Annotated in this window: 24 protein-coding genes; 10 read left to right on the top strand and 14 right to left on the bottom strand. The window is 66.6% G+C overall.

Features of this window, described 5'->3' with window-relative positions:
- The first annotated feature begins 217 nt into the window (after positions 1-217).
- From AC07O0_RS24460 to AC07O0_RS24450, 3 genes are all read left to right on the top strand, one after another.
- Positions 218-1591 carry a porin gene (locus tag AC07O0_RS24460; protein WP_494626537.1) on the top strand — a complete coding sequence of 458 codons (1374 nt, stop codon included), beginning with the start codon at positions 218-220 and terminating at the stop codon, positions 1589-1591.
- Between the two features lie 207 nt (positions 1592-1798).
- Positions 1799-3754 (top strand): OmpA family protein, encoded by a 1956-nt coding sequence (locus AC07O0_RS24455; RefSeq protein WP_494626535.1) that lies wholly within the window; start codon positions 1799-1801, stop codon positions 3752-3754.
- 9 nt (positions 3755-3763) lie between these two features.
- Positions 3764-4489, top strand: a complete 726-nt coding sequence (locus AC07O0_RS24450) for a helix-hairpin-helix domain-containing protein (RefSeq protein ID WP_494626533.1) — start codon at positions 3764-3766, stop codon at positions 4487-4489.
- 25 nt (positions 4490-4514) lie between these two features.
- Here AC07O0_RS24450 and AC07O0_RS24445 read toward each other — a convergent pair whose 3' ends face one another.
- The 5 genes from AC07O0_RS24445 to AC07O0_RS24425 all read right to left on the bottom strand — a co-directional run bounded on the left by AC07O0_RS24445 (position 4515) and on the right by AC07O0_RS24425 (position 10636).
- The gene (locus tag AC07O0_RS24445) at positions 4515-5402 is read right to left on the bottom strand and encodes an alpha/beta fold hydrolase (protein WP_494626532.1); all 888 of its coding nucleotides are present in this window, start codon (positions 5400-5402) and stop codon (positions 4515-4517) included.
- A gap of 97 nt (positions 5403-5499) precedes the next feature.
- On the bottom strand, positions 5500-5874 hold the full coding sequence (locus AC07O0_RS24440; RefSeq protein WP_494626530.1) for a MarR family winged helix-turn-helix transcriptional regulator: 375 nt from the start codon (positions 5872-5874) through the stop codon (positions 5500-5502).
- Between the two features lie 105 nt (positions 5875-5979).
- Complete coding sequence (locus tag AC07O0_RS24435) at positions 5980-7275, bottom strand: MFS transporter (RefSeq protein WP_494626528.1); 1296 nt, start codon at positions 7273-7275, stop codon at positions 5980-5982.
- Positions 7272-8432, bottom strand: a complete 1161-nt coding sequence (locus AC07O0_RS24430; protein WP_494626526.1) for an amidohydrolase — start codon at positions 8430-8432, stop codon at positions 7272-7274. The genes AC07O0_RS24435 and AC07O0_RS24430 overlap by 4 nt, the downstream gene beginning before the upstream one ends.
- A gap of 164 nt (positions 8433-8596) precedes the next feature.
- Entirely contained in the window at positions 8597-10636 is a 2040-nt protein-coding gene (locus AC07O0_RS24425) for a lytic transglycosylase domain-containing protein (RefSeq protein WP_494626525.1), read from the bottom strand.
- Positions 10637-10914: 278 nt separating this feature from the next.
- Here AC07O0_RS24425 and dapA point away from each other — a divergent pair, with 278 nt between their 5' ends.
- Entirely contained in the window at positions 10915-11808 is an 894-nt protein-coding gene (gene dapA, locus AC07O0_RS24420; RefSeq protein ID WP_494626524.1) for a 4-hydroxy-tetrahydrodipicolinate synthase, read from the top strand.
- 52 nt (positions 11809-11860) lie between these two features.
- A complete protein-coding gene (gene smpB, locus AC07O0_RS24415) occupies positions 11861-12334 on the top strand; it encodes an SsrA-binding protein SmpB (protein WP_092158771.1) in 474 nt (157 codons plus the stop codon).
- 17 nt (positions 12335-12351) lie between these two features.
- Here the strand turns inward: smpB and AC07O0_RS24410 are convergent, their stop codons facing one another.
- The 6 genes from AC07O0_RS24410 to lepB all read right to left on the bottom strand — a co-directional run bounded on the left by AC07O0_RS24410 (position 12352) and on the right by lepB (position 16830).
- Positions 12352-12738, bottom strand: a complete 387-nt coding sequence (locus AC07O0_RS24410; RefSeq protein WP_494626522.1) for a nuclear transport factor 2 family protein — start codon at positions 12736-12738, stop codon at positions 12352-12354.
- A gap of 61 nt (positions 12739-12799) precedes the next feature.
- Positions 12800-13522 (bottom strand): superoxide dismutase, encoded by a 723-nt coding sequence (locus AC07O0_RS24405; RefSeq protein WP_494626520.1) that lies wholly within the window; start codon positions 13520-13522, stop codon positions 12800-12802.
- A 119-nt stretch (positions 13523-13641) separates the two neighbouring features.
- Positions 13642-14256 carry a LabA-like NYN domain-containing protein gene (locus tag AC07O0_RS24400; RefSeq protein ID WP_494626518.1) on the bottom strand — a complete coding sequence of 205 codons (615 nt, stop codon included), beginning with the start codon at positions 14254-14256 and terminating at the stop codon, positions 13642-13644.
- A gap of 177 nt (positions 14257-14433) precedes the next feature.
- Positions 14434-15345: a GTPase Era gene (gene era / locus AC07O0_RS24395; RefSeq protein ID WP_494626516.1), complete on the bottom strand. Its 912-nt coding sequence runs from the start codon at positions 15343-15345 to the stop codon at positions 14434-14436.
- Positions 15338-16069: a ribonuclease III gene (gene rnc / locus AC07O0_RS24390; protein ID WP_494626514.1), complete on the bottom strand. Its 732-nt coding sequence runs from the start codon at positions 16067-16069 to the stop codon at positions 15338-15340. Before rnc ends, era begins: the two co-directional genes overlap by 8 nt.
- On the bottom strand, positions 16066-16830 hold the full coding sequence (gene lepB / locus AC07O0_RS24385; RefSeq protein ID WP_454029551.1) for a signal peptidase I: 765 nt from the start codon (positions 16828-16830) through the stop codon (positions 16066-16068). The genes rnc and lepB overlap by 4 nt, the downstream gene beginning before the upstream one ends.
- Before the next feature lie 362 nt (positions 16831-17192).
- Here lepB and aqpZ point away from each other — a divergent pair, with 362 nt between their 5' ends.
- Complete coding sequence (gene aqpZ, locus AC07O0_RS24380) at positions 17193-17924, top strand: aquaporin Z (protein WP_454029552.1); 732 nt, start codon at positions 17193-17195, stop codon at positions 17922-17924.
- A gap of 18 nt (positions 17925-17942) precedes the next feature.
- Here the strand turns inward: aqpZ and acpS are convergent, their stop codons facing one another.
- Positions 17943-18347, bottom strand: coding sequence for a holo-ACP synthase (gene acpS, locus AC07O0_RS24375; RefSeq protein ID WP_494626512.1), 405 nt, complete (start codon positions 18345-18347; stop codon positions 17943-17945).
- A gap of 99 nt (positions 18348-18446) precedes the next feature.
- On the opposite strand from acpS, the gene AC07O0_RS24370 reads away from it, so the two are divergent.
- Positions 18447-18851 (top strand): GFA family protein, encoded by a 405-nt coding sequence (locus tag AC07O0_RS24370; protein ID WP_494626510.1) that lies wholly within the window; start codon positions 18447-18449, stop codon positions 18849-18851.
- A 27-nt stretch (positions 18852-18878) separates the two neighbouring features.
- Here the strand turns inward: AC07O0_RS24370 and AC07O0_RS24365 are convergent, their stop codons facing one another.
- Positions 18879-19631 carry a pyridoxine 5'-phosphate synthase gene (locus AC07O0_RS24365; protein ID WP_494626508.1) on the bottom strand — a complete coding sequence of 251 codons (753 nt, stop codon included), beginning with the start codon at positions 19629-19631 and terminating at the stop codon, positions 18879-18881.
- Positions 19632-19837: 206 nt separating this feature from the next.
- Between AC07O0_RS24365 and AC07O0_RS24360 the strand changes: the two genes are divergently transcribed.
- On the top strand, positions 19838-21541 hold the full coding sequence (locus tag AC07O0_RS24360) for an ATP-binding protein (RefSeq protein WP_494626506.1): 1704 nt from the start codon (positions 19838-19840) through the stop codon (positions 21539-21541).
- 54 nt (positions 21542-21595) lie between these two features.
- On the opposite strand, the gene AC07O0_RS24355 is transcribed toward AC07O0_RS24360, so the two are convergent.
- Positions 21596-22303, bottom strand: coding sequence for an FMN-dependent NADH-azoreductase (locus AC07O0_RS24355; protein ID WP_494626504.1), 708 nt, complete (start codon positions 22301-22303; stop codon positions 21596-21598).
- Positions 22304-22448: 145 nt separating this feature from the next.
- Here AC07O0_RS24355 and AC07O0_RS24350 point away from each other — a divergent pair, with 145 nt between their 5' ends.
- Together AC07O0_RS24350 and rpoZ are read left to right on the top strand one after the other, a co-directional pair.
- A complete protein-coding gene (locus tag AC07O0_RS24350; protein ID WP_494626502.1) occupies positions 22449-23309 on the top strand; it encodes a LysR substrate-binding domain-containing protein in 861 nt (286 codons plus the stop codon).
- Positions 23310-23421: 112 nt separating this feature from the next.
- Positions 23422-23811, top strand: coding sequence for a DNA-directed RNA polymerase subunit omega (rpoZ, locus tag AC07O0_RS24345; RefSeq protein WP_057192190.1), 390 nt, complete (start codon positions 23422-23424; stop codon positions 23809-23811).
- The last annotated feature ends 124 nt before the right edge of the window (positions 23812-23935 follow it).

Below are 23935 nucleotides of genomic sequence, written 5' to 3'. Positions count from 1 at the left end.
GTGGCGTGATCGTGGTTGATCGGAGGCCGGGCATTCGTAATGGTGACTGTGCGGCGGGACGTTCCCGGTCGCTGTTTTTCGTCTTCGCCTCCGAACGGTTCGGGGACGCGGGCGAAAGACCGGGAATAAGCGAGTTCGCCGGATAGGTCTCCTGGGGCTGCCGGTTAAGGAACGCGCCGAAGCCCGAGGGTCTCGAAACTCTTTTGGAGGTAATCAAATGAAGCTCGTCAAGAGCCTCCTCCTCGGTTCCGCCGCCGGCATCGCCGCGGTTGCCGGGGCTCAGGCCGCCGACCTTCCTTCGCGGAAGGCCGCTCCGGTCGAGTACGTTCGCGTTTGCTCCGCTTATGGCGCGGGCTTCTTCTACATCCCGGGCACCGACACCTGCCTTCGCGTTGGTGGTCGTGTTCGCGCCGAGTACACTGTCGGCACCCGTTACGGCGATCTGCAGGACGCCTACGGCATGCGCGCTCGTGGTCGTCTGAACGTTGACGCCCGCACCGCGACTGCCTTCGGCACGCTGCGTACGTTCTTCCGTTACGAGATCACCAACAACTCGGGGATGTATCAGAACACCACCCCGGCTGGTAACCAGGGCATCACGTTCCCGGGTAACATCCACTCGACGGCTTCGGCGACCTCGACGGTCCTCGATCTCGCCTTCATCCAGTTCGGTCCGATCACCGCCGGTCGCGCTCAGTCGTTCTTCGACTTCTACGCGAACGACTTCGGCTTCTCGACGGTTCGCACGGCTGACTCGCGTCTGAACCTGTTGGCCTACACCGCCACCTTCGGCTCGGGCTTCTCGGCCACGATCTCGGTGGAAGACCGTACCTCGGGCACGGGTAACCGCGAAAACCTCGCGATCACCCAGTTCGGTGGCGCCAGCGTCCTGTATGATGGTCAGGACTTCCCGGATCTCGTCGCCTCGCTGCGCGTCGATCAGGGCTGGGGCTCCGCTCAGCTGTCGGGTGCTCTCACCCAGCGTAAGGTCTCGGGTCTCTCCCTGGCTGGTGCTGCGCTCGGTTCGAGCCAGGACGAGTTCGGCTGGGCCATCCAGGGCGGCGTGAAGATCAACCTGCCGATGCTTGCGGCTGGCGATCACCTGTTCTTGCAGGCTGCCTATGCTGACGGCGCTCTCGGCTACCTCGGCTGGTCGGGCGCTTACGGCGTCGGCCGCACCGGTGGTCTGCTGCTCGGCGACATCGGCTACGATCCGGTCACTGGCCGCACCAAGACCTCGACCGGCTGGTCGGTCGTCGCTGGTCTGCGTCACTTCTGGACCCCGCAGCTGCGTTCGGAGCTCTACGGCTCGTACTCGGAAATCAAGCTCGGCTATCTCAACGGTGGCGCTTATGCCGTCGGTGCGGTCGGTCGCTCGCTTGATCCCAAGGAGCTCATCGTCGCCGGTAACCTGATCTGGTCGCCGGTCTCGGGCCTCGATATCGGTGTGGAAGTCCTCTACACCCGCGTCGAGCTGCGCGACCAGGTCGGCGCTGCCGTCAATGGCTTCGGCGTCGCCCGCAACGGTCTGATCGGCGTCAAGTCGGACGACGCTTGGGCTGGCCGCCTGCGCATCCAGCGCGACTTCTGATCGATCATCTGATCGTTCAAGAGAGGCCCCGGGGAAACCCGGGGCCTTTTTCGTTTTGTCCATGCCGCCGCTGGAAACCCTGTCTGTCGCTCGCAAGGGCAGGGCGGCGCCTTGCTTGACTCGGGGCTGGGATAGGGCGTGATTTGCAAAGGGCCGCGGGCGTCCGGATTCGGCGCCAGCGATCCCTCGACGAGCGAGGATTTCGGCATGGCGCGGCACGCCGGTTGGCTCTGGGGGCTTGCTCCGCTCGCTGCGCTCTGGGTCACGGCGAATGCTCTGAAGATCGAACCGGTGCGGCGGGACATCGAGGCTCGGGCGCTCGCAGCCGGGGCGGCTGCGGGAACTGCCGCCGGGGCACGCGGTATCTCCGTCCGGATCAGCGGGCGGGATGTCTATCTCGACGGCGAGGCCGTCACCGCCGATGGCGCCAACAAGGCCCTGGCACAGCTTCAATCCGAATTCGGTGTCAGGCGCGTCCTTGGCGGGCTGACGCAGGTCATCGCGCAGAAGCCCTATAGCTGGTCCGCGGCCCGGCAAGGCGACCTCGTGACCCTTTCCGGCTTCGTCCCCGATGAGGCGAGTGCAACCGCGGTGTTGTCGGCGGCACGGGCCCTCGGTCCGGGAATACGGATCGACGACCAGCAGAAAATCGCCTTTGGCGCGCCGTCCGGCTTCGCCGATGTCGTTGCTGCGCTGATGCGTGATTTCGGCCGGCTGTCGGCTGGCAAGGTAGCGCTCGACGACGCCCGCTTCTGTGTCGAGGGGACGGCTGCGACCCCGGAGGGCTTCCTCGCCTTGCGCGACAGTGCCGCATCCTCCGTTTCCCCGGGGTTCACGCGCGTCGATTGCATGCTCACCCCGCCAAGGCTGTCGCCTTATCGCTGGAGCGCCGAGAAGGACGCTGCCGGTGCCGTCTCCGTCGCGGGCTACGTCCCTGGCGAACAGGCCCGGCGCGAGATCGCCACCATGCTCGCGCGCGCCTTTCCGGGCCCCGCGACTGTCACGGACCGCACGGTTCCGGCGCTTGGCGAGCCGCCCGCCTATGCGGTCAGGGTGGCGCGTGCCGTTGCCGATCTTGCCCGTCTGCGCAGCGGCAAGGTCGAGATCGAGGGTGATGCCTATCGGATTTCAGGTCTGGGGCCGGAGAACCGCGAAGCCTGCGAGGCCCTGCGGCTGAACATCGCGCAAGGTGACGGCCCCGATTCGGTCGCACTCGCCAGCATCATTTGCCCGGCGCCGGCGCCGAAGAGCGATCCTGTGCCGACGTCGCCGGTGCCGCAGCCGGCCGCGCCCGCGACGGATCCTGCTCCTGCCGCGCCGAGTTCGGCAACGGGCGTGACTGAACCGCCCAGTGGTGCGCAGCAGGCTGCTCCCGGCACGCTCCCCACCCGGCCGGCGCCGGCGGCCCGGAATTACGGCTTCGCGGCTTCGATCGACAGATCGGGCGGCTATCTGACGGGCTATCTGCCCGATGCTGCCGCCAAGGAGGCGATCGCCGCGCTGATCGAGGCTTCGCCATTGCGTGGACGCATCAATGACGAGACCGAGATCCTGCCGGCAGCGCCGACCGGTTTCGGCGTTGCGGCGCGGGGGGCCGTCCAGGATCTGTTGCGGCTCGACCTCGGCTCGGCGAGCGTGGTTGACCGGGAGATCAATGTGCGCGGGCTGACCTGCCGGGCGTTGATCCGCGACGAGGTCGAGACCAATCTGGCCACTGGATTGCCGCAAGGCTTTTCCGGCAAGGCCGAGATCGGCATGCGCCAGACGGGTTGCGTCATCGACCCGGCGAGCACCTGCCAGAACGAACTCGATGCGCTGACGCAGCGCTACTACGTCATCTTCGCGCTGGGCACCGGCGTCACGACCCTCGATCCGGTGACCGAGCGGGCGATGACCGAGGCCGCCTCGATCCTGAAGCAGTGCCCGGCTGCGCGCGTGACGGTGGAGGGCCATACCAATCTCGACGGCGAGCGTAGCGGCTTCAACAATCTCGACCTGGCGAACAGGCGGGCGCTGCGCGTCCGGGAGGAGTTGATCCGCCGAGGCGTCCCTTCGGCCCAGCTCGAGACCAAGGCCTATGGAACCGATCGGCCACTGGCTGCTCCGACAGATCCGGAGGCGAAGATCAAGAATCGCCGTGTCCAGTTCACGGTCGCGAAGTAGGAGGCGGCGATGCTCTATCTCGCGGTCCAGTTTTCCTGGTTCCTCCTCGCTGCCTTCGCGATCGGGCTCGCTTTCGGTTGGCTGACGCTCGGCCGCGGCCGAAGCGAGGTCGCAACCGGGCCGATCGCCGGCTTCGTCGTCCTCTGGGGCGCTCTGGCGGGGCTGGTCTGGTTCCGCCTCGTCAACGACCAGGCGGCGTTCTGGATCGAGACGGCCTTGCTCCACCTCCTGGCCTACGCAGCCGGCTGCCTGGTCGGCAGCGTCTTCGGCGCGGGCGGCAGCGAGGCTCTTCCGGCGCTCGCGCCACCGGCCCCACGTCTTGCCTTGCCGCAGCCTGCTCCATCCCTCCCGGCGCCGTCCGCTCCGGCCGAGGTTTCCGCGACGCAGGAGCCGGCTGCGGACGTTGTTCCCGAGGTGGCGGATGAGCGCGCTGGCGCCGGCAAGCGACCGGGCAATCTCCTACCGGGTGCGCGCGGCGGCAAGCCGGACAATCTGCGCCTGATCGCGGGGATAGACCTGGCGACGGCCGCAAAGCTGAATGCGCTCGGCCTCTGGCATTTCGACCAGATCGCGGCGCTCGGCCCGGACGAATTGCGTTTCGTGGCAGATCATCTCGGCCTCCCGGAGAGCGGCACGGCGGAAGGCTGGAGAACGGAAGCCGAAATCCTGGCCAAGGGTGGCGAGACCACTCATTCGCGCAGCGTGAAGGCCAAGCGCAGCCGTAAGAAGCGCTGAGCCGGGCGATCCGGCGCGCCTCGCCTCAGGCCGCCTGCTTTTCCGCTTTCGCGATCAGCTTGCCGATGCGGCGGACCATGTCCTTGCTGCCGAGCAGGGGAGCATGGCCCTGTCCAGGCGCGGTGAAGGTCTCGCAATGCGGATGGCGCTGCCCCATCTCCTCCAGCGTCTTCTCGGCCAGGAGATCGGAGTTCTCGCCGCGGATCGCCAGGATCGGGACATGATTCAGCGCCGCGAAATAGGGCCAGAGCTCGGGCAGTGGCGCCTCGAGATCGAGCTCCTCCAGCGTCTTGAGCAGGCGCGGGTCGTAGTCCGGCACCAGCGCACCATTGCGCTCGGTCCAGGTCCGGCGTGCCATCATCTCCCATTCGGCTTCGCCGAAGAGCGGGAATTGCTGGTCCGACAGCCGCTTCAGGATCTCGGCGCCCTCGGCGAAGCTGCGCGGCGTCGGCAATTTGCCGACATAGCCGCGGATGCGCAGCAGGCCGCGCGCGTCGATCACCGGGCCGACATCGTTCAGGACGGCGCCCCGGACCGCTCCAGGGCGTGCCGCCGCCAGCGCCATGGTCAGGAGCCCGCCGCGCGAGGTGCCGACGAAGACGGCCTCCTCGACACCGGTCGCCGCCAGGACCTGCATGAGGTCGTCGAGTTCGACGCGGATGTCGTAGTCGTGCCAGTCCTTGGCATAATCGGAACGGCCGCGGCCGCGATAATCGAGCGCCAGGACGCGCCGCGGTCCGTCCTCCGCGAGGGCCAGAGCGAGCTCGTGGAAATCGGCGGAGGTGCGCGCCAGCCCCGCCAGACAGACGATCGGTAGAGCGGACGCCGCCTGCGGCCCGTATTCGCGAACGTGCAGCTTCAGCCCGTCACGGGCAGTGATGAAGAGGGGGCGGAAACCGGTATCGGAATTCATGCAGGGGAGACTCAGGGGGCTCGGCAGGCTGTTCGCACCTAACCATGGCGGTGCCGGAGGCGAAAGTCGGGCTCTGCTCCGACCCGGTCGCAAGGCGCTATGACGTGGTGCCCCAACTCTTCAGCTTGGCGATGCAGCGGTTGAAGACTGCGAGTTCCTCCTGCGTGAGAGCAGAAACGAAATCGCGCTCCATGACTTCGCCGAGCCGGTCGGCCTCCTGCCTGACGCTCTCGCCCTTCGTCGTCAGGCGCAGTGCGACGCGCCGCGCATCGGCATGTTCGAGGTCGCGGCGGATATAGCCCTCGGCGATGAGCTTGCGCAGATGCTTGGAGACCAGCGTCTGCTCGATGAAGCTGGCCTCCGACAGCGCCTTGGACGACAGGCCGGGCTGATCGCCGATCGTCCTGATCACGCGCAATTCGCGAATGTTCAGGCCGAGCTTCGCCTTGTAGACCTGCGAGGCTTTCGCCATCGCGGCCTGGTTGACCTGATCGATCCGGAAGGTCAGGAACGGTTCGGGCAGGTCGAGCCTCCTTCTTGCGCCGAGAACCGTCCTACCCGACTTTGCGGCCTCGGCTCAACGCCGGACCTCGCCGCGATCGGCCTGCCAGAGCGCAAGCAGCGCCAGTGCCGTGCAGGCGATGAGGTAATAGGACGGCACCAGGTCGGAGCCGGTCTTCGCCACCAGCCAGGTCAGGGTGAAGGGCGCGAGTCCGCCGAACAGCAGCACCACCATGTTGTAGGCGATCGACATGCCGGTCGAGCGGACCGTGGTCGGGAACATCCCGGCCAGCAGCCCCGGTGTCGGCGCCCAGATCGCGGCGATCGGCAGGGCGCAGATCGCCTGCACGATCAGCAGCCGCTCGAAGCTCGGCACCGTCACGACATAGGACAGCAGCGGATAGGACAGCAGCGCGAAGGCGAGCATGCCGCAGAGCCAGACGCGGCGCGGATTCCAGCGATCGGCGAGCTGGCCCATGATCGGCACGAAGAGGAAGAGCAGGATGCCGCCGATCAGCGAGCTCAGCATGGCGCTGGTGAAGGGCAGCTTCAATTGCCGCACGACATAGCCCGGCAGGAAGATGAACCAGACATAGTTCGAGGCGGTACCGGGGATCATGATGGCGCAGCTGCGCAGCAGGGCGTTGCGATGCTCGGCCAGCACGGTGCGGAACGGCGTCTGCTTGACCTTCGGGCCGCTGTCCTTCTCGTATTCCGGCGATTCATCGACGAAGCGGCGGATATAGAAGCCGAGCGGCGTGATCAGCGAGCCCAGCAGGAAGGGCACGCGCCAGCCCCAGTCCTGCAGGCTCTCCGGCGTCATCAGCGTCGAGAGTGCGTAGCCGGAGAAGGCCGCGAGCGCGAGCGCCAGCGCCTGCGAGCACATCTGGAAGCTGCCATAGAGCATCTTCTTCCGCGGCGGCGCGTATTCGACCAGCATCGCCGTCGCGCTGGCGAACTCGGCGCCGACCGAGATGCCCTGCAGGATGCGCGCGATGATGACGAGGATCGGCGCCAGCATGCCGACCGTCTGATAGCTCGGCGTCAGCCCGATCAGCACGGTCGAGAAGCCCATGATCAGGATCATCACCGTCAGGATCGGCTTGCGGCCGAAACGGTCGGCATAGGTCGAGAGCAGGACGCCGCCGACCGGCCGGACCAGGAAGGAGATCGCGAAGGTCGCCGCGGTCAGCAGCGCCGAGACCAGCGGGTCCGAGCTCGGGAAGAAGACCTGCGCGATGATCGTCGAGAAGAAGCCGTAGACCAGGAAGTCGTACCATTCGAGCCCGTTGCCGATCACCGAGGAGATGACGGCGCGGCGGACCATCGAGGCCGAGCGCGGCTGGGCGGATTCAATCGTGGCGGCGGTCATGCCTTCGCCCCTTCCATGGTCTGGCGTGCAACGATGCGGGACAGGATGCTGGCGCCGATGGGCAGCAGACGGTCGTCGAAATCGAAGGTCGGGTGGTGGCACATCGCCCCGGGCTGGCCGAGGAAGATGTAGGCGCCCGGCCACTGGTCGAGCATCAGCGCGAAATCGTCGGAGAAGGGCAGGGGCTTCATGTCGGTGCGGACATTGCCCACGCCGAGCACTTCTCCAGCCGCAGCTGCCGCGGCAGCAGTGGCACGCGGATCGTTGACGCAGGGCAGGCAACTTGCCGTCAGCGTGCAGGCGATGGTGCAGCCCGACATCGCCGCGAAGCCCTGACAGATCGCGTCGAGCTTCTTCAGGATCAGCGCCTCGACCGCTGGATCATAGGTGCGGATCGTGCCGCTGAGCTCGGCCGAGGCCGGGATGATGTTCGATGCGGTGCCGGCCGTGAGGCGTCCGAGGCTGATCACCGCCGGCTCGAGCGGGTCGACATGCCGGCCGACGATCGAGGAGATCTCGGTTGCGAGCCTCGCAGCGACCTGCAGCGGATCGATCGTGGTGTGCGGGGCCGCGCCATGGCCGCCGACACCGTCGATCTTGATCTCGAAGACGGTGGTGCCGCTGAGCGTCGGGCCCGTGCGAACCGCCGCCGTGCCCTCGGCATAGAGCGGGATGGTGTGGAGGGCGTAGACCTCCGAGCAGGGGAAGCGCTCGAACAGCCCGTCCTCGATCATGCGTTTGGCGCCGAGGCCGATCTCCTCGGCCGGCTGGAAGATCAGGTGGACCTTGCCGCGCTTGGGCGGATTGGCCGCGAGGTGCCGGGCCGCGCCGAGCAGCATCACCGTGTGGCCGTCATGGCCGCAGCCATGGAAGCGGCCGGGCACGGTCGAGCGGTAGTCGGCCCCGGTCTCCTCGGTCATCGGCAGGGCGTCCATGTCGGCGCGCAGGCCGATGGTCGGGCCGGGCGCTGGGCCTTCGATCACGCCGACAAGCCCGGTGCCGCCGAGGCCGCGATGCACGGTGACGCCGAACGAGGCCAGCGTCTCAGCGACGAAGGCTGAGGTCCGGACTTCCTCGAAGGCGGTTTCGGGATGGGCGTGAAGGTCGCGGCGCCAGGCCTGCAAAGTCGGCGCATGCGCGGCGATATCCGGCAGCATCTGTTGTCCTCCCGATTATGGGAGTCAGGTAATTGAAAGTTTCAAATATTGCAAATAGCAGGAATAATCATTGCGAGAGAGCCCCACCGGGCATGTGGATAGGTTTGCGCCGCGATCGTCACGACGCGCCGGGCAGACGAGGCTTCAGAAGGAGAGAGGGGCGCTCAATCCCGCTTGCCGCCCCGCTTCAGATCGTAGTCGATCATATAGGCGGTGCGCTGGTTGAGGCGCTGGCGATAGACCTGCAGGTTTTCCATCACTCGCTGCACATAGTTGCGCGTCTCGGTGAAGGAGATGCGCTCGACCCAGTCGACGGCGTCGACCTCGGGCAGACGCGGGTCGCCATAGGCCGCGATCCATTTCTTCACATTGCCGGAGCCGGCATTATAGGCGGCGAAGGTCAGGATATAGGAGCCGCGCCAGTCGCCGAGCAGGTCGTTGAGATGGGCCGCGCCCATCTTCGCCGAATAGAGCGGGTCCTTGGTCAGCCGGTCGAGCTCGAAGGGGAATTGCGCCCGCCGCGCCGTCTCGCGTGCCGTCGCCGGCATCATCTGCATCAGGCCGAGTGCACCGGCATGCGAGACCGCGGCCGGGTCGAAGGCGCTTTCCTGCCGGGCGATGGCGTGGACGATGGCGCGCTCCATCGGGTCGCCCACCGACGGGAAGTCCGGCACGCCGAAGGTGGGGAAGGCGGCCTCGTCGAGCGGAAAGCCGCGCTGCAGCGCGATCTTGCCGATGGTCAGCAGCGTCTTGGCGTCGCCGCGCTGGCGGGCGATGTCGGCGATCGCCTCGAGCGCGGCGGCGTCGTGCAGGCGCTGCGACAGGTCGATCAGCAATTGCCCGGCGAGATCGGGCGCCTCGATCGCATAGAGCAGCTTGGCCGCCTTGAAGCCGGGCAGATGCGCCAGCGGCGCTGCGATGGTGCGCCGCACCGGCAGTTCGGTGAGGCCGAGCCGGGCGCGGGCGAGCTGGCCGTAATAGGCGACCGGGTGCTCGGCGGCGCGGCTGTAGAAGGTCTTCGCCTCGTCGGTCTTGCCGAGCGCGTCGGCGGCGCGGCCCTGCCAATAGGTGGCGCGCGCCACCGAGATCGGCGTCTCCGCGATCTTGGCGGCCTCGGCGAAATGCTTCGCCGCCCGCTCGGCGTCCTTCTCGAAGCGCAGCGCGATCCAGCCGGCATGCCATTCGGCGTCGATACGCTCGGCCGTGTCCTCGGCGCCATGGCCGGAGGCGACCGCATAGGCGCCCTTGGCGTCGCCGTCGTCGAGCAGCTTGCGCGCGATCAGCCGGCGCTCTTCCCACCAGCCATCGCCATCGCCGAGCAAAGCGGGGTCGCGCGGCACCTCGGCGATCGCCTTGGCGGCATCGGCCGGCTTGCCGGAGCGGCGCGCCTGCTGCGCCTGCAGGAAGGCGAAGGAGATATCCTTCTTGAGGGGCGCCGGCACGGCGTCGATCTGCTTCTGCGCGATCGGTCCCTTGGCCTTGGCGCTGGCGAGCCGGACTTTCGCCAGGGCGACATAGTCCTGCGAGACGCGGGCGGCGTTGCGCAGCGCCTCTTCGCTCTTTCCGGCGAAGAGATAGCGTTCGGTGCGCAGGCGATGGTCGGCGGCGGTGAGCTTGTCGCCGAAATTGTCGAGCACGATCTTTTCGAGCCCGGCGCCGAGATGATCCTTCAGCCAGGTCCGGCGCGCGAGTGCCAGCGCCTCGTCCTTCTTGCCCTCGGCTGCGAGAGCGCGGGCGAGCGCGATGCGCCCGGCCGGGCTGATCGGCTCGCGGCCATGGAAGAAGGCACGGACGGTGTCCGGGCTGCGCCGGTCGTTGACCAGTGCCGCCTCGGCGCGCCGGCGGAACGGGGTGGTGCCGGGATAGTTCGGGAACTCGTCGAGGAATTCGGCGATGCGCTCGAAGCTGACGACATTGGAGAGGCTGCGCAGCGCCACCCATTCCAGCATGCCGCGCACCGCCTTGTCGTCGATACGGCGGGCGATGGCATCGCCCTCCTCGAGCTTGCCGGCGCGATAGGCTGCGACCACCTTCTTCAGCGGTTCGAGGTCGATGCGCTCTTCCGGCCGGGCGATCTCGGCTGGCGACACTGGGGATGCGGGCGGCTCGGTCTGCGGCGCGAGCGAGGCGGTGACACCGACATCGACATTCGTATTGCTGGTATCGACGCTCGTGTTGACGCTGGCCAGGCGCTCTTCCTGCAACGGATGCGAGCCGTCAGGGCCCGCTGAGCAGGGTCCAACAGCAACAAGGATAAGCGTCAGGCCAGTTCCGAAGAACCGTCGGCCCGGCGATAGCGCCATCAAGGGGTCCCCCCAAGCAAGCCGGATCGTAGCAGTAGACCATGCTCCCGGAAGGAGCTTTAGGAAGTCCTAACCATGCCGCCACGATTTTTGATGGGTTGCCGGCTTTGCGGACTGCAGCTGAAAGGCTATGTCTGTCGCCCGTTTCACGCTGAACTTTGTCGTTTTCAGGACCGTCCATGACCAAGCATGCGCCACTCACCGGTTCGATGCCCGCGCTGGTGACGCCGTTCAAGGGCGGCAAGATCGATGAAGCGACGCTGCGCGCCCTCGTCGACTGGCAGATCGAGAACGGCTCGACCGCGCTGGTTCCGGTCGGCACCACGGGCGAGAGCCCGACGCTCAGCCATGAGGAACATGGCCGCGTCACCGAGATCGTTCTGGATCAGGCGAAGGGCCGGGTGCCGGTCATCGCCGGTGCTGGCTCAAACAACACCACCGAGGCGATCTCGCTGGCGAAGCACGCCGAGAAGGCGGGCGCCCAGGCCGTACTCGTGGTCACGCCCTACTACAACAAGCCGACGCAAGAAGGCATGTACCAGCACTTCAAGGCGGTGAACGACGCGATCGGCATCCCGATCATCATCTACAACATCCCGCCGCGTTCGGTGGTCGACATGTCGGTCGAGACCATGGCGCGGCTCTATGAGCTGAAGAACATCGCCGGGGTGAAGGACGCCACCGCCAATCTCGCTCGCGTCTCGCAGCAGCGCCATGTACTCGGCCCCGACTTCATCCAGCTCTCGGGCGAGGACATGACGGCTTTGGCCTATATGGCCGCCGGCGGCCATGGCTGCATCTCGGTCGTCGCCAATGTCGCGCCGAAGCTCTGCGCCGACCTGATGAGCTGCGCGCTCAAGGGCGACTATGCAGGCGCCCTGAAGATCCAGGACCGGCTGGTGCCGCTGCACGACGCCATCTTCAAGGAGCCGGGCCTTGCCGGCGCCAAGCATGGGCTGAAGCGCCTCGGCCGCATCGAGGAAGAGGTCCGCCTGCCGTTGATGCCGGTGACGCCGGCGACCGGCGAAGTCATTCGCAGCGCCATGGTTCACGCCGGCCTGCTGAATGCTTAAGTGAGGTGACCGGCGTCGCCACTTTGCGAGCGCCGGTTGCCGGAGTGTTTCGATGAGCAAGCCAGATCCAGAGCGCTACAAGCTTGCGGCCGACAACCGCAAGGCGCGCTACAGCTATGCCATCACCGAGACACTTGAGGCCGGCATCGCCCTGCAGGGCACCGAGATCAAGTCCCTGCGCGGCGGCAAAGCGACGATCGGCGAGAGCTATGCCGGCCCGATGGGCAACGAGCTCTTCCTGTTCAACGCCCATATTCCCGAATATCTCGAAGCCAACCGCTTCAACCACGATGTCCGCCGGCCGCGGAAGCTGCTGCTGCACCGCCGCCAGATCAACAAGCTGATGGGTGCGATCCAGCGCGAGGGCTACACAGTCATCCCGCTCAAGGTCTATTTCAACGACAAGGGCCGGGCGAAGGTCGAGCTCGGCCTCGGCAAGGGCAAGAAGCTGCACGACAAGCGCGAGACCGAGAAGACCCGCGACTGGAACCGCGACAAGGCGCGGATCCTGAAGACGGGTGGGTAGGGCGCCGAAAGCTGCAGCTATTCGGTGATCTCGTGCGGCTCGACGAAGCTCCCATCCGATGCCGGATGTGGCAGAGACCAGCCGAAATAGACCTCCGCCTCGACGATCTTGCCGTCCCGGATCGTCAGGATCTCGGTATTGCGGAACCCTTTGCCGTCGATTCCGTCGACTTCATAGGTGACGAAGACCGTCTCGCCGATCGGCAGAACGTGCCTGAACCGGCAGGCGCGGATGCGCTCGCTGTTCGGCCAGCAACGCTCGAAATAGGTCGCGCGATCGAGCCGATTGTCGAGCGGGCTGGTGAAATGAAAATCCTCGGCGATGAGCGCTTCGAGCGCTGCCCGGTCCTTGTCGACATAGGCCTGGTAGCAGGCACGCGCGATAGCGCTGGCGTCGTTCGGCATAAGCTGCCCCTCATATCCCCATTACAACCGTAACGGGAAAGGGAGGGGCAGGTTCCGCCGGCTACCCCATCGCCTTCTTGAAGTTCTCGTTCGCCTTGTCCCAGTTCACCGTCTTCCACCAGGCACCGAGATATTCCGGCCGGCGATTCTGGTACTTCAGGTAATAGGCATGCTCCCAGACATCGACGCCGAGCACGGCCTTGGCGCCGAGCTCGAGCGGCGTGTCTTGGTTCGCCGTCGAGATGACCGCGAGCTTCTTGTCCTTGCCGACAACGAGCCAGGCCCAGCCCGAGCCGAAGCGCGTCGCACCGGCCTGGTTGACCCGCTTCGTCAGCTCGTCGATCGAGCCGAAGGCGCCATCGATCGCGCTCTTCAGCTCTGCGCCTGGCTGCTGCGCGCCGCCCGGCGTCATCAGCTCCCAGAAGAAGCTGTGGTTCCAGTGGCCGCCGACATTGTTGCGCACGGCGGTGCGGACAGCGTCCGGGGCAGCGCTGAGATCGGCGAGCACGGTCTCGATCGGCGTGGTCTTCAACGCCTCCCATTGGCCGGCGGCGGCATTGGCGCCGTTCACATAGGCCTGGTGGTGAAGCGAATGGTGGATGCGCATGGTCTGCGCATCGATGGTCGGCTCCAGCGCCTCATAGGCGTAAGGCAGCTTCGGCAGCGTGAAGACTGCTGGCGGAGCGGCCGGAGCCGGCGCGGTCTGCGCCAGCACCAGCGCCGGGCGGGCGATCACGAAGGCGGAGCCGGCGGCGAGGCCGGTGAGAAAGCTGCGGCGTTCCAAGGCGTGCCCTCCGGGTGTCGTTGCGGAAACAGAGCTTGCGCGCGCCGCGGTCACGGTCAAGTGCCGTCGACGCCAAGCCGCCCGTCCATTCGTCGACAACGCATGAGGGAAGGGCTGGTTCAGCCCTCGGGCGGCTCGTCGCCCTGGCGGATGCCGTAGCGGCGCTCCAGCCCTGGGTTGCCCTGTGCCGGGGCGCGGGCGGCGCGCTCGGCCGGGTCGCGCCCGACCTTCTGCATCAGGCTGGAGAGCTCGACGAACTCGTCGCATTGCCGGCGCAGATCGTCGGCGACCATGGGCGGGTTGGTGTTGATGGTCGAGACCACCGAGACCTTGACGCCCTTGCGCTGCACCGCCTCGACCAGCGGGCGGAAATCGCCATCGCCGGAGAACAGGTAGATGTGGTCGAGATGGGGCGCGAGCTCGAGCATCTCGATGGCGAGCTCGATATCCATGTTGCCCTTGACGCGCCGGCGGCCGGTCGCGTCGGTGAACTCTTTCGCCGCCTTGGTGATGACCCGGTAGCCGTTATAGTCGAGCCAATCGACCAGCGGGCGGATCGAGGTGTATTCTTCGCTTTCCACGAGTGTCGTGAAGTAGAAGGCCCGGATCAGATTGCCGCGGCCCTGGAATTCCTTGAGTAGACGACGGTAATCCATGTCGAAGCCGAGCTGCTTCGACGTTGCATAGAGGTTAGCTCCGTCGATGAAGAGCGCGATGCGCGGTTCACCTGCCATGTAATGGCTCCTGGCTTAAATACGGTCGATCAATAAGAATCGGCACGGATCAAGGTTGAATAATGTCAGGCTTACGCTCCAAATCGAGCGGTCCTTCGGCGTTTATGTGGTGAATGCGGCGTACCGCGCAAGATTGCAGTCGAATTTTACCAGTTCCGCGTGCGATGTCGCATGTATTCAGCTTTTTGGAAAATCGAGCCCCATCTCGCGATAGCGCTCTGGATCGTCGCTCCAGTTCTCGCGGACCTTGACGAACAGGAAGAGGTGGACCTTCGCCTCGGCCGCCTCGGCGATCTCGATGCGGGCCTTCTGGCCGATCGCCTTGATCGTCTGCCCGCCTTCGCCGAGCACGATCTTCCGCTGGCCTTCGCGCTCGACATAGATCGTCTGCTCGATCCGGACCGAGCCGTCCGGCCGCTGCTGCCAGCTCTCGGTCTCGACGGTCGAGCGGTAGGGCAGTTCGTCGTGCAGGCGCTCGAAGATCTTCTCGCGGGTGATTTCGGCGGCGAGGAAGCGCAGCGGCGCATCCGAGATCTGGTCTTCGGGATAGAGCCACGGGCCGGGCTTCAGCCGGGTCTCCAGCCAGGTGAGGATGTCCTTGACGCCGTAGCCGGTCAGCGCCGCGACCATGAAGGTCGTCTCGAACTTGGCCTGCTCGTTCATCGCCGCGGTGATGGCGAGCAGCTTCTCCTTCGGGATCGTGTCGATCTTGTTGAGGATCAGGAACTTGGGCTGCTTCAGCTGGGCGAGTCTTTCCAGCAGCGCGGTGTTCTCCTCATGGTCGAAACGGCCGACATCGATCAGCACGCCGATCAGGTCGGCATCGGTCGCGCCGCCCCAGGCGCTCGTCACCATGGCGCGGTCGAGCCGGCGCTTGGGCGCGAAGATGCCGGGCGTGTCGACGAAGATGATCTGCGTCGGGCCGGACAGGGCGATGCCGCGCACCTGGGTGCGCGTCGTCTGCACCTTGCGCGAGACGATCGAGATCTTGGCGCCGACGAGCTGGTTGAGCAGCGTCGACTTGCCGGCATTGGGCGCGCCGATCAGCGCGACGAAGCCGCAGCGGGTCTGCTGGTTGCTCTCAGCCATGGTCCGCCTCCGCTCCTTCGTTCCACAATCCCTGCCGGCGCAGGAAGGCTTCGGCCGCCGCCTGCTCGGCCAGTCGCTTCGAGCGGCCCTCGGCTTCCGCCTCCACCAATGAGCCGATCCGCACGGCGATGCGGAAGATCGGCGCATGATCCGGACCGGAACGGCCGCGCTCGGCATAGGTCGGCGTCGGGTGACCCTGACCTTGCGCCCATTCCTGCAGCGCGGTCTTGGCGTCGCGCAGCGGCGTCACCGGCTTCAGCAGCCGTTCGCCGAAGCCGGCTTCGACCAGCTTGCGCGCGGCATCATAGCCGCCGTCGATGAAGACCGCGCCGATGATCGCCTCGCAGGCATCGGCCAGGATCGCCTTGTTCTTGCGTGCGCCCGAGAGGATCTCGCCCTCGCCGAGACGTAAGTGCGGCCCGACATCCCAGGCGCCCGCGACCGCGGCGCAGGTCTCCTTGCGCACGAGGTCGGCGAGGCGGCGCGACATGTCGCCTTCCTCGGCCTGCGGATAGGTGGTGAACAGCATGTCGGCGACCGAGAGGCCGAGCACGCGGTCGCCCAAAAATTCGAGCCGCTGATAGCTCGCGATCCGGCGCGCATCGGCGCTCATATGTGTGAGCGCCGTCTCCAGCAGGCTGCGGTCGCGGAAGCGGTGGCCGAGCCTGTCCTCGAGCCGCGAGAGCTCGGGCAGCTTGCGGCCGCTATCGGTGGTCTTGCTCACTTGATCGTCGAGAACATGCGGTTCCAGCGCACCGTCCAGGGCCATTCCCAGATGCGCCAGGCCGACGCGCCTTCATCGATCGAGAAGAAGATGATCTCGGCGCGGCCGACGAAATTCTCGAACGGCACATAGCCGACGCTGCGGTCGCGCGAGTCGAGCGAGTTGTCGCGATTGTCGCCCATCATGAAGAAATGGCCGTCGGGCACGCGGAAGACCGGGGTGTTGTCGAAGGTGCCGGTATCGCCCTCGCGCTCGATGATGTTGTGGCTGACCCCGTTCGGCAGGGTCTCGCGATACTGGATCGCGTTCGCGGCGCGGCCCCAGGCGTCGGTGGTGACGAAGTCGGCGATGCGCTCGCGCTTCACCGGCTGGTTGTTGATGTGCAGCACGCCGTCGATCATCTGGATGCGGTCGCCGGGCAGGCCGATGACGCGCTTGATATAGTCGGTCGAGTTGTCGCTCGGCAGCTTGAACACGGCGATGTCGCCGCGCTTCGGCTCGGCGGCCCAGACCCGGCCCTGGAACAGCGGCGGGCTGAACGGCATCGAGTGCTTGGAATAGCCGTAGGTGTATTTCGAGACGAACAGGTAGTCGCCGATCAGCAGCGTCGGGATCAGGGAACCGGACGGGATGTTGAAGGGCTGGAACAGCAGGGTCCGGATCACCAGGGCGATCAGCAGCGCCTGGACGACGACCTTGATCGTCTCGAGGATGCCGCCTTCGTCCTTGGTCTTGCTCTTGATCTCGGCGTCGTTGGCCACACGGGCCTCCTGCTGGCTACGGTTCGAGTGCGCGGTCTAGCCGACTATCGGGCTCCGGACAACGCAATCGCGATATGGGAGGGGCGGAAGGCCGTTGCACCGGCCGAAGCGTCGTGCCGATACTCCTTCGAGCCGGCGGCGAAAAGCCTCCGGCGGTGCCTGCGGCGCAAGGCGAACCTGCGGGCGATGCCGGGGCGGGGCCGGACCGTGGCCCGGCCGATGGCGAGCCCGTGCTCGCACGGGCCAGCGCAGACGGCCTCGCCGCGTTCCGCCAGTGCTGATCAGCCCCGCATCTGCGCCAGATTGACGCTGGGTTGCCCCGCGATCACAGTCCTGTGACCGCAACCAAAGGGCGAATCGACATGAGCACGAAGAAATATGTCGCGGAGGCCATCGGTACCTTCTGGCTGACCTTCGCCGGCTGTGGCAGCGCCGTCATCGCGGCGGGCTTTCCACAAGTCGGAATCGGGTTGCTTGGTGTTTCTCTCGCGTTCGGCCTGACCGTCGTCACCATGGCCTATGCGATCGGCCACATCTCCGGCTGCCATCTCAACCCCGCAGTCACCGTCGGCCTCGCGGCGGGCGGCCGTTTCCCGGCGGGGCAGGTCGTCCCCTACATCGTCGCGCAGGTCGTCGGCGCGATCATCGCCGCGACCGTGCTCTATTTCATCGCGGTCGGGGCGCCGGGCTTCGACCTCGCCAAGGGCTTTGCGTCCAACGGCTTCGGTGAGCATTCGCCCGGCAAATACGGCTTGGCCTCGGCCTTCCTGACCGAAGTCGTGATGACCATGATGTTCCTGTTCATCATCATGGGCGCGACCCACGGCAAGGCGCCGGCCGGCTTCGCTCCGCTCGCGATCGGGCTCGGGCTCTGCCTGATCCACCTCGTCAGCATCCCGGTGACCAACACCTCGGTCAACCCGGCGCGCTCGACCGGGCCGGCGCTCTTCGTCGGTGGCTGGGCGCTCCAGCAGCTCTGGCTGTTCTGGCTGGCGCCGATCATCGGCGGTGCGCTCGGCGGCGTGATCTATCGCTGGCTGAGCGATGAGCCCGAGGCTCAGGTCACCGGCGTCACCCCGGCTCCGGCCGAGTAAGAAGAAGCGCTTCCGGGGTCAGGCCCGTACGGGCCTGGCCTCGATCACCACGAAGGCCTGTGCCAGCGGCGGATCGTCGGTCAGCGAGACATGCACGACCGCCTCATGGCCGGGCGGTACCATTTCGGCGAGGCGCGCTGCGGCACCGCCGGTGAGCCGCATGGTCGGCCGCCCGCTCGGCAGGTTCACCACTTCCATGTCGCGCCAGAACACGCCGGACCTGATGCCGGTGCCGAGTGCCTTCGAGCAGGCCTCCTTGGCGGCGAAGCGGCGGGCATAGGATGCCGCGCGCGTGGCGCGTCGATCGGACTTGGCCTGCTCGCCAGCTGTGAAGATGCGCTGCGTGAAGCGCTCGCCGAAGCGGGCGAGCGAATTCTCGATGCGGCGGATGTCGCAGAGATCGGAGCCGATGCCGAGGATCATGGCGAGGGTTTAACCGGCGGCGCGGCCCTCGTCCATTGACCCGGGGGCTCGTCGTGACACCGGCAACACGGTCGAGCGCAGCGAAGGGGAGGTAGCAACATGGCACGGGGGCAGTGCAATTGCGGCGCGGTCGCATTCGAGGTCGATGCGCCGCTATCCGACGTTTTCGTGTGTCACTGCTCGATCTGCCGGCGATTCACTGGCGGCAACGGCATCGCGGTCGTGGTCGTCGATAACCAGGTGTTTCGCTGGCTGCGTGGCCAGGATCAGATCAAGATCTGGAAAAAGCCCGGCGCCGATTGGCAAGCCTGCTTCTGTCGAACCTGTGGTTCTCCAGTGCCTGGTCCCAATGACGACCGGCGGATGTTCATTCCAGCCGGCCTCATTGACGAGGGCGGTAGTGCTTTGCGGGTCGCCCGCCACATCTGGGTTGGCTCGAAGGCGGCATGGGATGAGATCGGTGACCTGGGCAGGCAGCACCGGGAGGGCTACTCGTCCGATTGAGCATGGTGACGCGCTGCTGCCGCCGGCTCATCCGCCGGTGGCGCGTCCCTCGTCCATCGCCCGCCGCATCACGGCGATAGCAGTCTCAAAGCCGACGAAGATCGCTTCGCCGACCAGGAAATGGCCGATGTTGAACTCGACGAAGGCGGGAACGCCGGCGAGCTTGCGGGCCGTGTCGTAGTCGAGCCCGTGGCCGGCATGGACTTCGAGCCCGAGCGAGGCCGCAAAGGCCGCCCCGTTGGTGAGGCGCTGGAATTCGGCCTCCGCCTTGTCGGCATGGCCGTCGGCGACCGCGTGGCACCAGGTGCCGGTGTGGAGCTCGACCACGGGAGCGCCGAGCTTCACCGCCATCGCGATCGGCGCCTCGTCCGCCTCGATGAACAGCGAGACGCGGCAGCCGGCGGCCTTCAGCCGGGCGATCGGAGCGGCGAGCGCATTTGCCTGGCCGACGACGTCGAGCCCGCCCTCGGTGGTACGCTCCTCGCGCTTCTCCGGCACCAGGCAGGCGGCATGCGGCCTGAACTTCTCGGCGAGGCCGATCATCTCCGGCGTCGCGGCCATCTCGAAATTCAGCGGCTTGCTGAGCTCGCTTGCGAGCCTCTGCATGTCGGCGTCGCGGATATGGCGCCGGTCCTCGCGCAGATGAGCGGTGATGCCGTCGGCGCCGGCCGCCACCGCGAGAAGGGCGGCGCGCACCGGATCGGGCAGGGCGCCGCCGCGCGCGTTCCGTACGGTCGCGACATGATCGATGTTCACGCCCAGGCGCAAGCGGTTCTGCATGATGGTCGTCCCCTCGTCCTTCGCCTCTACGCCCCGCCTCGCGCAGGTTCAAGGCAAGGGATGTGATCGACCCGGTCAGCTTTTTTGATCGATGAGCGCGCGTAATGCGTGTATTATTAGCAAGAGTCGCGAAAAATGCGGCGTGCCTATTGTTAAGCCTCGGAAATTAGCCTCGGCGAGCTTCCGGAGATGTTTTCAGCGCTATCATGCAGCTTCCAGCGAACCATCGGCAGTTCGAAAGCGAGACCACGCCCGACCGGCGCGACACGAATCAACCGAGCGACCGTGCGCTCGGGCGCGTGATCGCCTGTTCAGGTTCGCGCGCAACCATTGCGACCAGCGCATCCGAGGCTGCGCCAAACACGCATGATGGTTGCGCCATCGGTCGTCTGCTCTCGATCAATCTCGGGAAAAGCCGTGTCGTCGGGCTGGTCTACGAGATGCGCGCGCTGCAACCGAACTGGGACGAGGCGGGACCCAATACAGTCGCGGTGGAGGTCGAGCTCCTCGGCGAAGTCGTCGATGGCGAGAACGGCACGGCGCATTTCGACAGCGGCATCACGACCTATCCGCCGATCGGCGCGCTGGCGCATCGCATCCGCTCGCGCGACCTGGAACACGTCCATGATCTCGGCCACCGCAAGGGCGTCGTCCTCGGCTCCCTGACTCAGGATGCGGCCGTCGCCGCGAGCGTCGACATCGAGCGTCTGCTGGCGCGCCATTTCGCAGTGCTGGGCACCACCGGTGTCGGCAAGTCGAGTGCCGTCGCCTTGATCCTGCGCAAGGCGGTCGCGGCAAAGCCGAATCTGCGGGTCCTGATCCTCGATCCGCACAACGAGTACGCCCACGCCTTCCCCGACAATTCGGCGCGGATCGATGCGAGCACGCTCGACCTGCCGTTCTGGATCTTCCGTTTCGAGGAGTTCGCCGACATCGTCTTCCGCGGTCGTCCGCCGCTCGAGGACGAGGCCGAGATCCTGCGCGAGACCGTCGCCGTCGCGCGGGCCCGCTATCGCAACGTCTCGGCCCAGGACATGGCGCGCGATCTCGGCAGCAGCGTGCTGAAGCGTCCGCTCGATCTCGGCACGCGCCGGGCGCCGGATTCCGGCGGCGGTACGGGCCTGGCGACACCCTACCGGATCGCCGATCTTTTCGCCGCGATCGACGAGCTGATCGGGCTGCACGAGCTGCGCTATCCGCGCTCGGCCCTGCGCTCGCTGCGGGTGCGGCTGGAAGCCCTGCACAATGATCCGCGCTACGGCTTTCTGTTCGCCCATGCCAACAGCATGGAGACGATCGCGCCGGTGGTCAGCCAGATCTTCCGCGTGCCGCATCGGGGCCGGCCGATCACCGTGTTCCAGCTCGCCGGCCTGCCCTCGGAAGTCGTGAACGCCGTGGCGTCCGGCCTGGCGAGGGTCGCCTTCGATCTCGCCATGGCGAGCCGTGGCAGCTACGAGATCCTGCTGCTCTGCGAGGAGGCGCATCGCTACGCACCGCAAGACCCGGCGCTGGGTTTCGCGCCGACGCGACAGGCGATCGCCCGCATCGCCAAGGAAGGGCGCAAATACGGCGCCTATCTCGGTGTCGTCACGCAGCGGCCCAGCGAGGTCGACGCGACGATCCTCTCGCAATGCTCGACCGTCTTCGCCATGCGCCTCGCCAACGAACGCGACCAGCAGATCATCCGCGCCGCGATTGCCGGAGCCTCGGCCAGCACCATCGCCTTCCTCTCCTCGATCGGGAATCGCGAGGCTATCGCCTTCGGAGAAGCGGTGGCCACGACGATGCGCATGCGCTTTCTGGAGCAGCGGCCGGAGGAGTTGCCGGCCATGGCCGGCTATGTTCTCTCCGATACGGAACGCCGCGAGCCGCCGGTCGACGAGCTGGTCGCCCGCATGCGCGGGGGCTGACGATCCAGTTCGCCGCCGGGGCGACCCGCCCCGGTGCGATGGGGCTCCGGCGCGTCAGGCTACGGCGAGATTCGGCCTCGCCGCGGCGACGTCCTGCGCGAGTTGTCCGACCAGTTCGTCGACGGCGGCTTCGGCCGCCGAGATCGACGCCCGCAGACGCTCATCGGCGAACTCGTCGTACTCGATGGCGACCGAATGCGTTTCGGTCAGGCCGAGATAGGCCATCGGCACGCTCAGGCCACGTTCGACGAGATTGATGGCCTCGAGGCGTCCACCGGCGCCATAGCCGTAATCGCCGCGCGAGGAGAGGATGACGAGGCGCTTGCCGGGCGGCAGCATCGGCCAATAAGGCTCGCCCTGCCGGCTGCGGTCGAAGCCGAAGGTGACGCCGACCCGCACGACATTGTCCACCCAGGCCTTGAGCTGGGCCGGAAGGCCGAAATTGTACATTGGGGCGCCGATCACGATGAGGTCGGCTCGGAGGATCTCCTCGATCAGGACATCGCTTTCGGCGAGCTGGGCTCGCGCCGCCTCGTCGCGGCGTTCGGGCCGAGTGAAGGCCGCCGCGATCCAGTTTCCGCTGACGGGCGAGGGTGGCTGCTGCCCGACATCGCGATAGGTGATGCCGTCCTGTGGCCGCTCCGCCTGCCAGCGCTCGACGAAGCGACGGGTCAGGCGGCGTGTATGCGAACCATGCGGATCGACACCGGACACACCGGGACGGGCGCTAGCGTCGATCTGGAGGATGTGGAGGGGCTGCATAACGATCTCCATGAAACCAAGTAGCTCATGCGAAGCTCTCGCTTTCCATCAGATAGGTCGCTATTCACCGGGGTGACAAAAGCGAATCCCTCAGCTGATGGATGAGGTATTTTCATCTGTGACGAGCCCTCGCAAGCTTCCGCCATTGGCGTCGCTCCGTGCCTTCGAGGCGGCGGCCCGGTATCTGAGCTTCCAGAAGGCCGCTGACGAGCTGGCGGTGACGCCCACTGCAATCAGCCATCAATTGCGGCTGCTGGAGGCGACGCTCCGCCTGCCGCTGTTCGAGCGGCATGTCCGGCGCGTCTCGCTGACGCAGGCCGGCGCGCAGCTTTATCCTGTGCTCCGGGAGGGGCTGGACAGTTTCGCGCGCACCATCGCCGAGCTTTCCCCCCAGCCGCGGCGTAGCGCGGTGACGATCAGCGCGACCACGCTCTTCACCGCCCGCCGCCTGATTCCGGCACTAGGCTCGTTTCAGGCGCAATGGCCGCAACTCGCCTTGCGGCTGCATGCCTCGGACGATGCCGTCGATCTGGCGAGCGGTGACGCCGACATCGCCGTGCGCTATGGCGCAGGGCCATTCGCCGGATTGGTGTCCGAGGTGCTGTGCCAGGACCGTTTCGGCGTCGTCTGCAGCCCCGCGCTCGGCCTGCGCGAGCCTGCCGATCTTACCGCGGCGACGCTGATCCATTCGGAGTGGCGGCGCCGGGACCTGCAGCCCGATTGGCGGCGCTGGCAGGCCTTGGCGCAGGTGCCCGGGCTGAATGTCGATGCCGGCCTGCACATCACCGACGAAAGCCATGCCATCCAGGCGGCGGTTGCCGGGCAAGGCGTGGTCATCACCAGCCTGTTGCTCGTCGAGGACGAACTGGCGCGCGGCGTGCTCGTCCACCCGTTCGGCCCGGTTATCGAAGGGCACCAGTATCACCTGGTCGCCACCGAGGAGAACATGGCCAGCGCCGACGTCCAGGCTGTCCGGCAGTGGCTGAAGGCAGTCGCATCGCCATGATGCGTGCGTGCGCACCGGCAGCCGGTTCAAAACCTTGCATCTCCGGCGCTCAACCTGTATGAGCGCCGTTCAACCTTTCCATCGCATCGCGCAAGATCAGAAGGAGCCGCGAATGGCTCGCGTCACCGTTGAGGATTGCATCGACAAGGTCGAGAACCGCTTCGAGCTGGTTCTGCTCGCGAGCCATCGCGCCCGCATGATCGCTTCGGGCTCCTCGATTCTCGTCCAGCGCGACAACGACAAGAACCCGGTCGTCGCCCTGCGCGAGATCGCCGACGAGAAGCTTACCCCCGAGGATCTCAAGGAAGACCTGATCCACTCGCTGCAGAAGCATGTCGAGGTCGACGAGCCGGAGGCCGACACCGTGCCGCTGCTGACCTCGCAGTCGCATGTCGCCACTCCCGATTCGGAGGTTCAGTTCGACCGGATGAGCGAGGACGACCTGCTGCGCGGCCTCGACGGCCTCGTGCCGCCGACCGAGAGCGCCGACGACGAAGACTGAATGCGTTCCGCTGTCGGAAAGCGTTGACGATATCTGCTAAAGCCCGGCTCCGCCGGGCTTTTTTCATGGCCGGCACGCGTGGATTCGCCTTGCCGGGCGCTGGTAGCATCGTCGATATTGAAGC

The organism is Allobosea sp. GW821-FHT10B12 (genome assembly GCF_059415545.1).
Note: the sequence above shows the minus strand (reverse complement) of the source record. Positions and strands in the feature narration are given on the sequence as shown.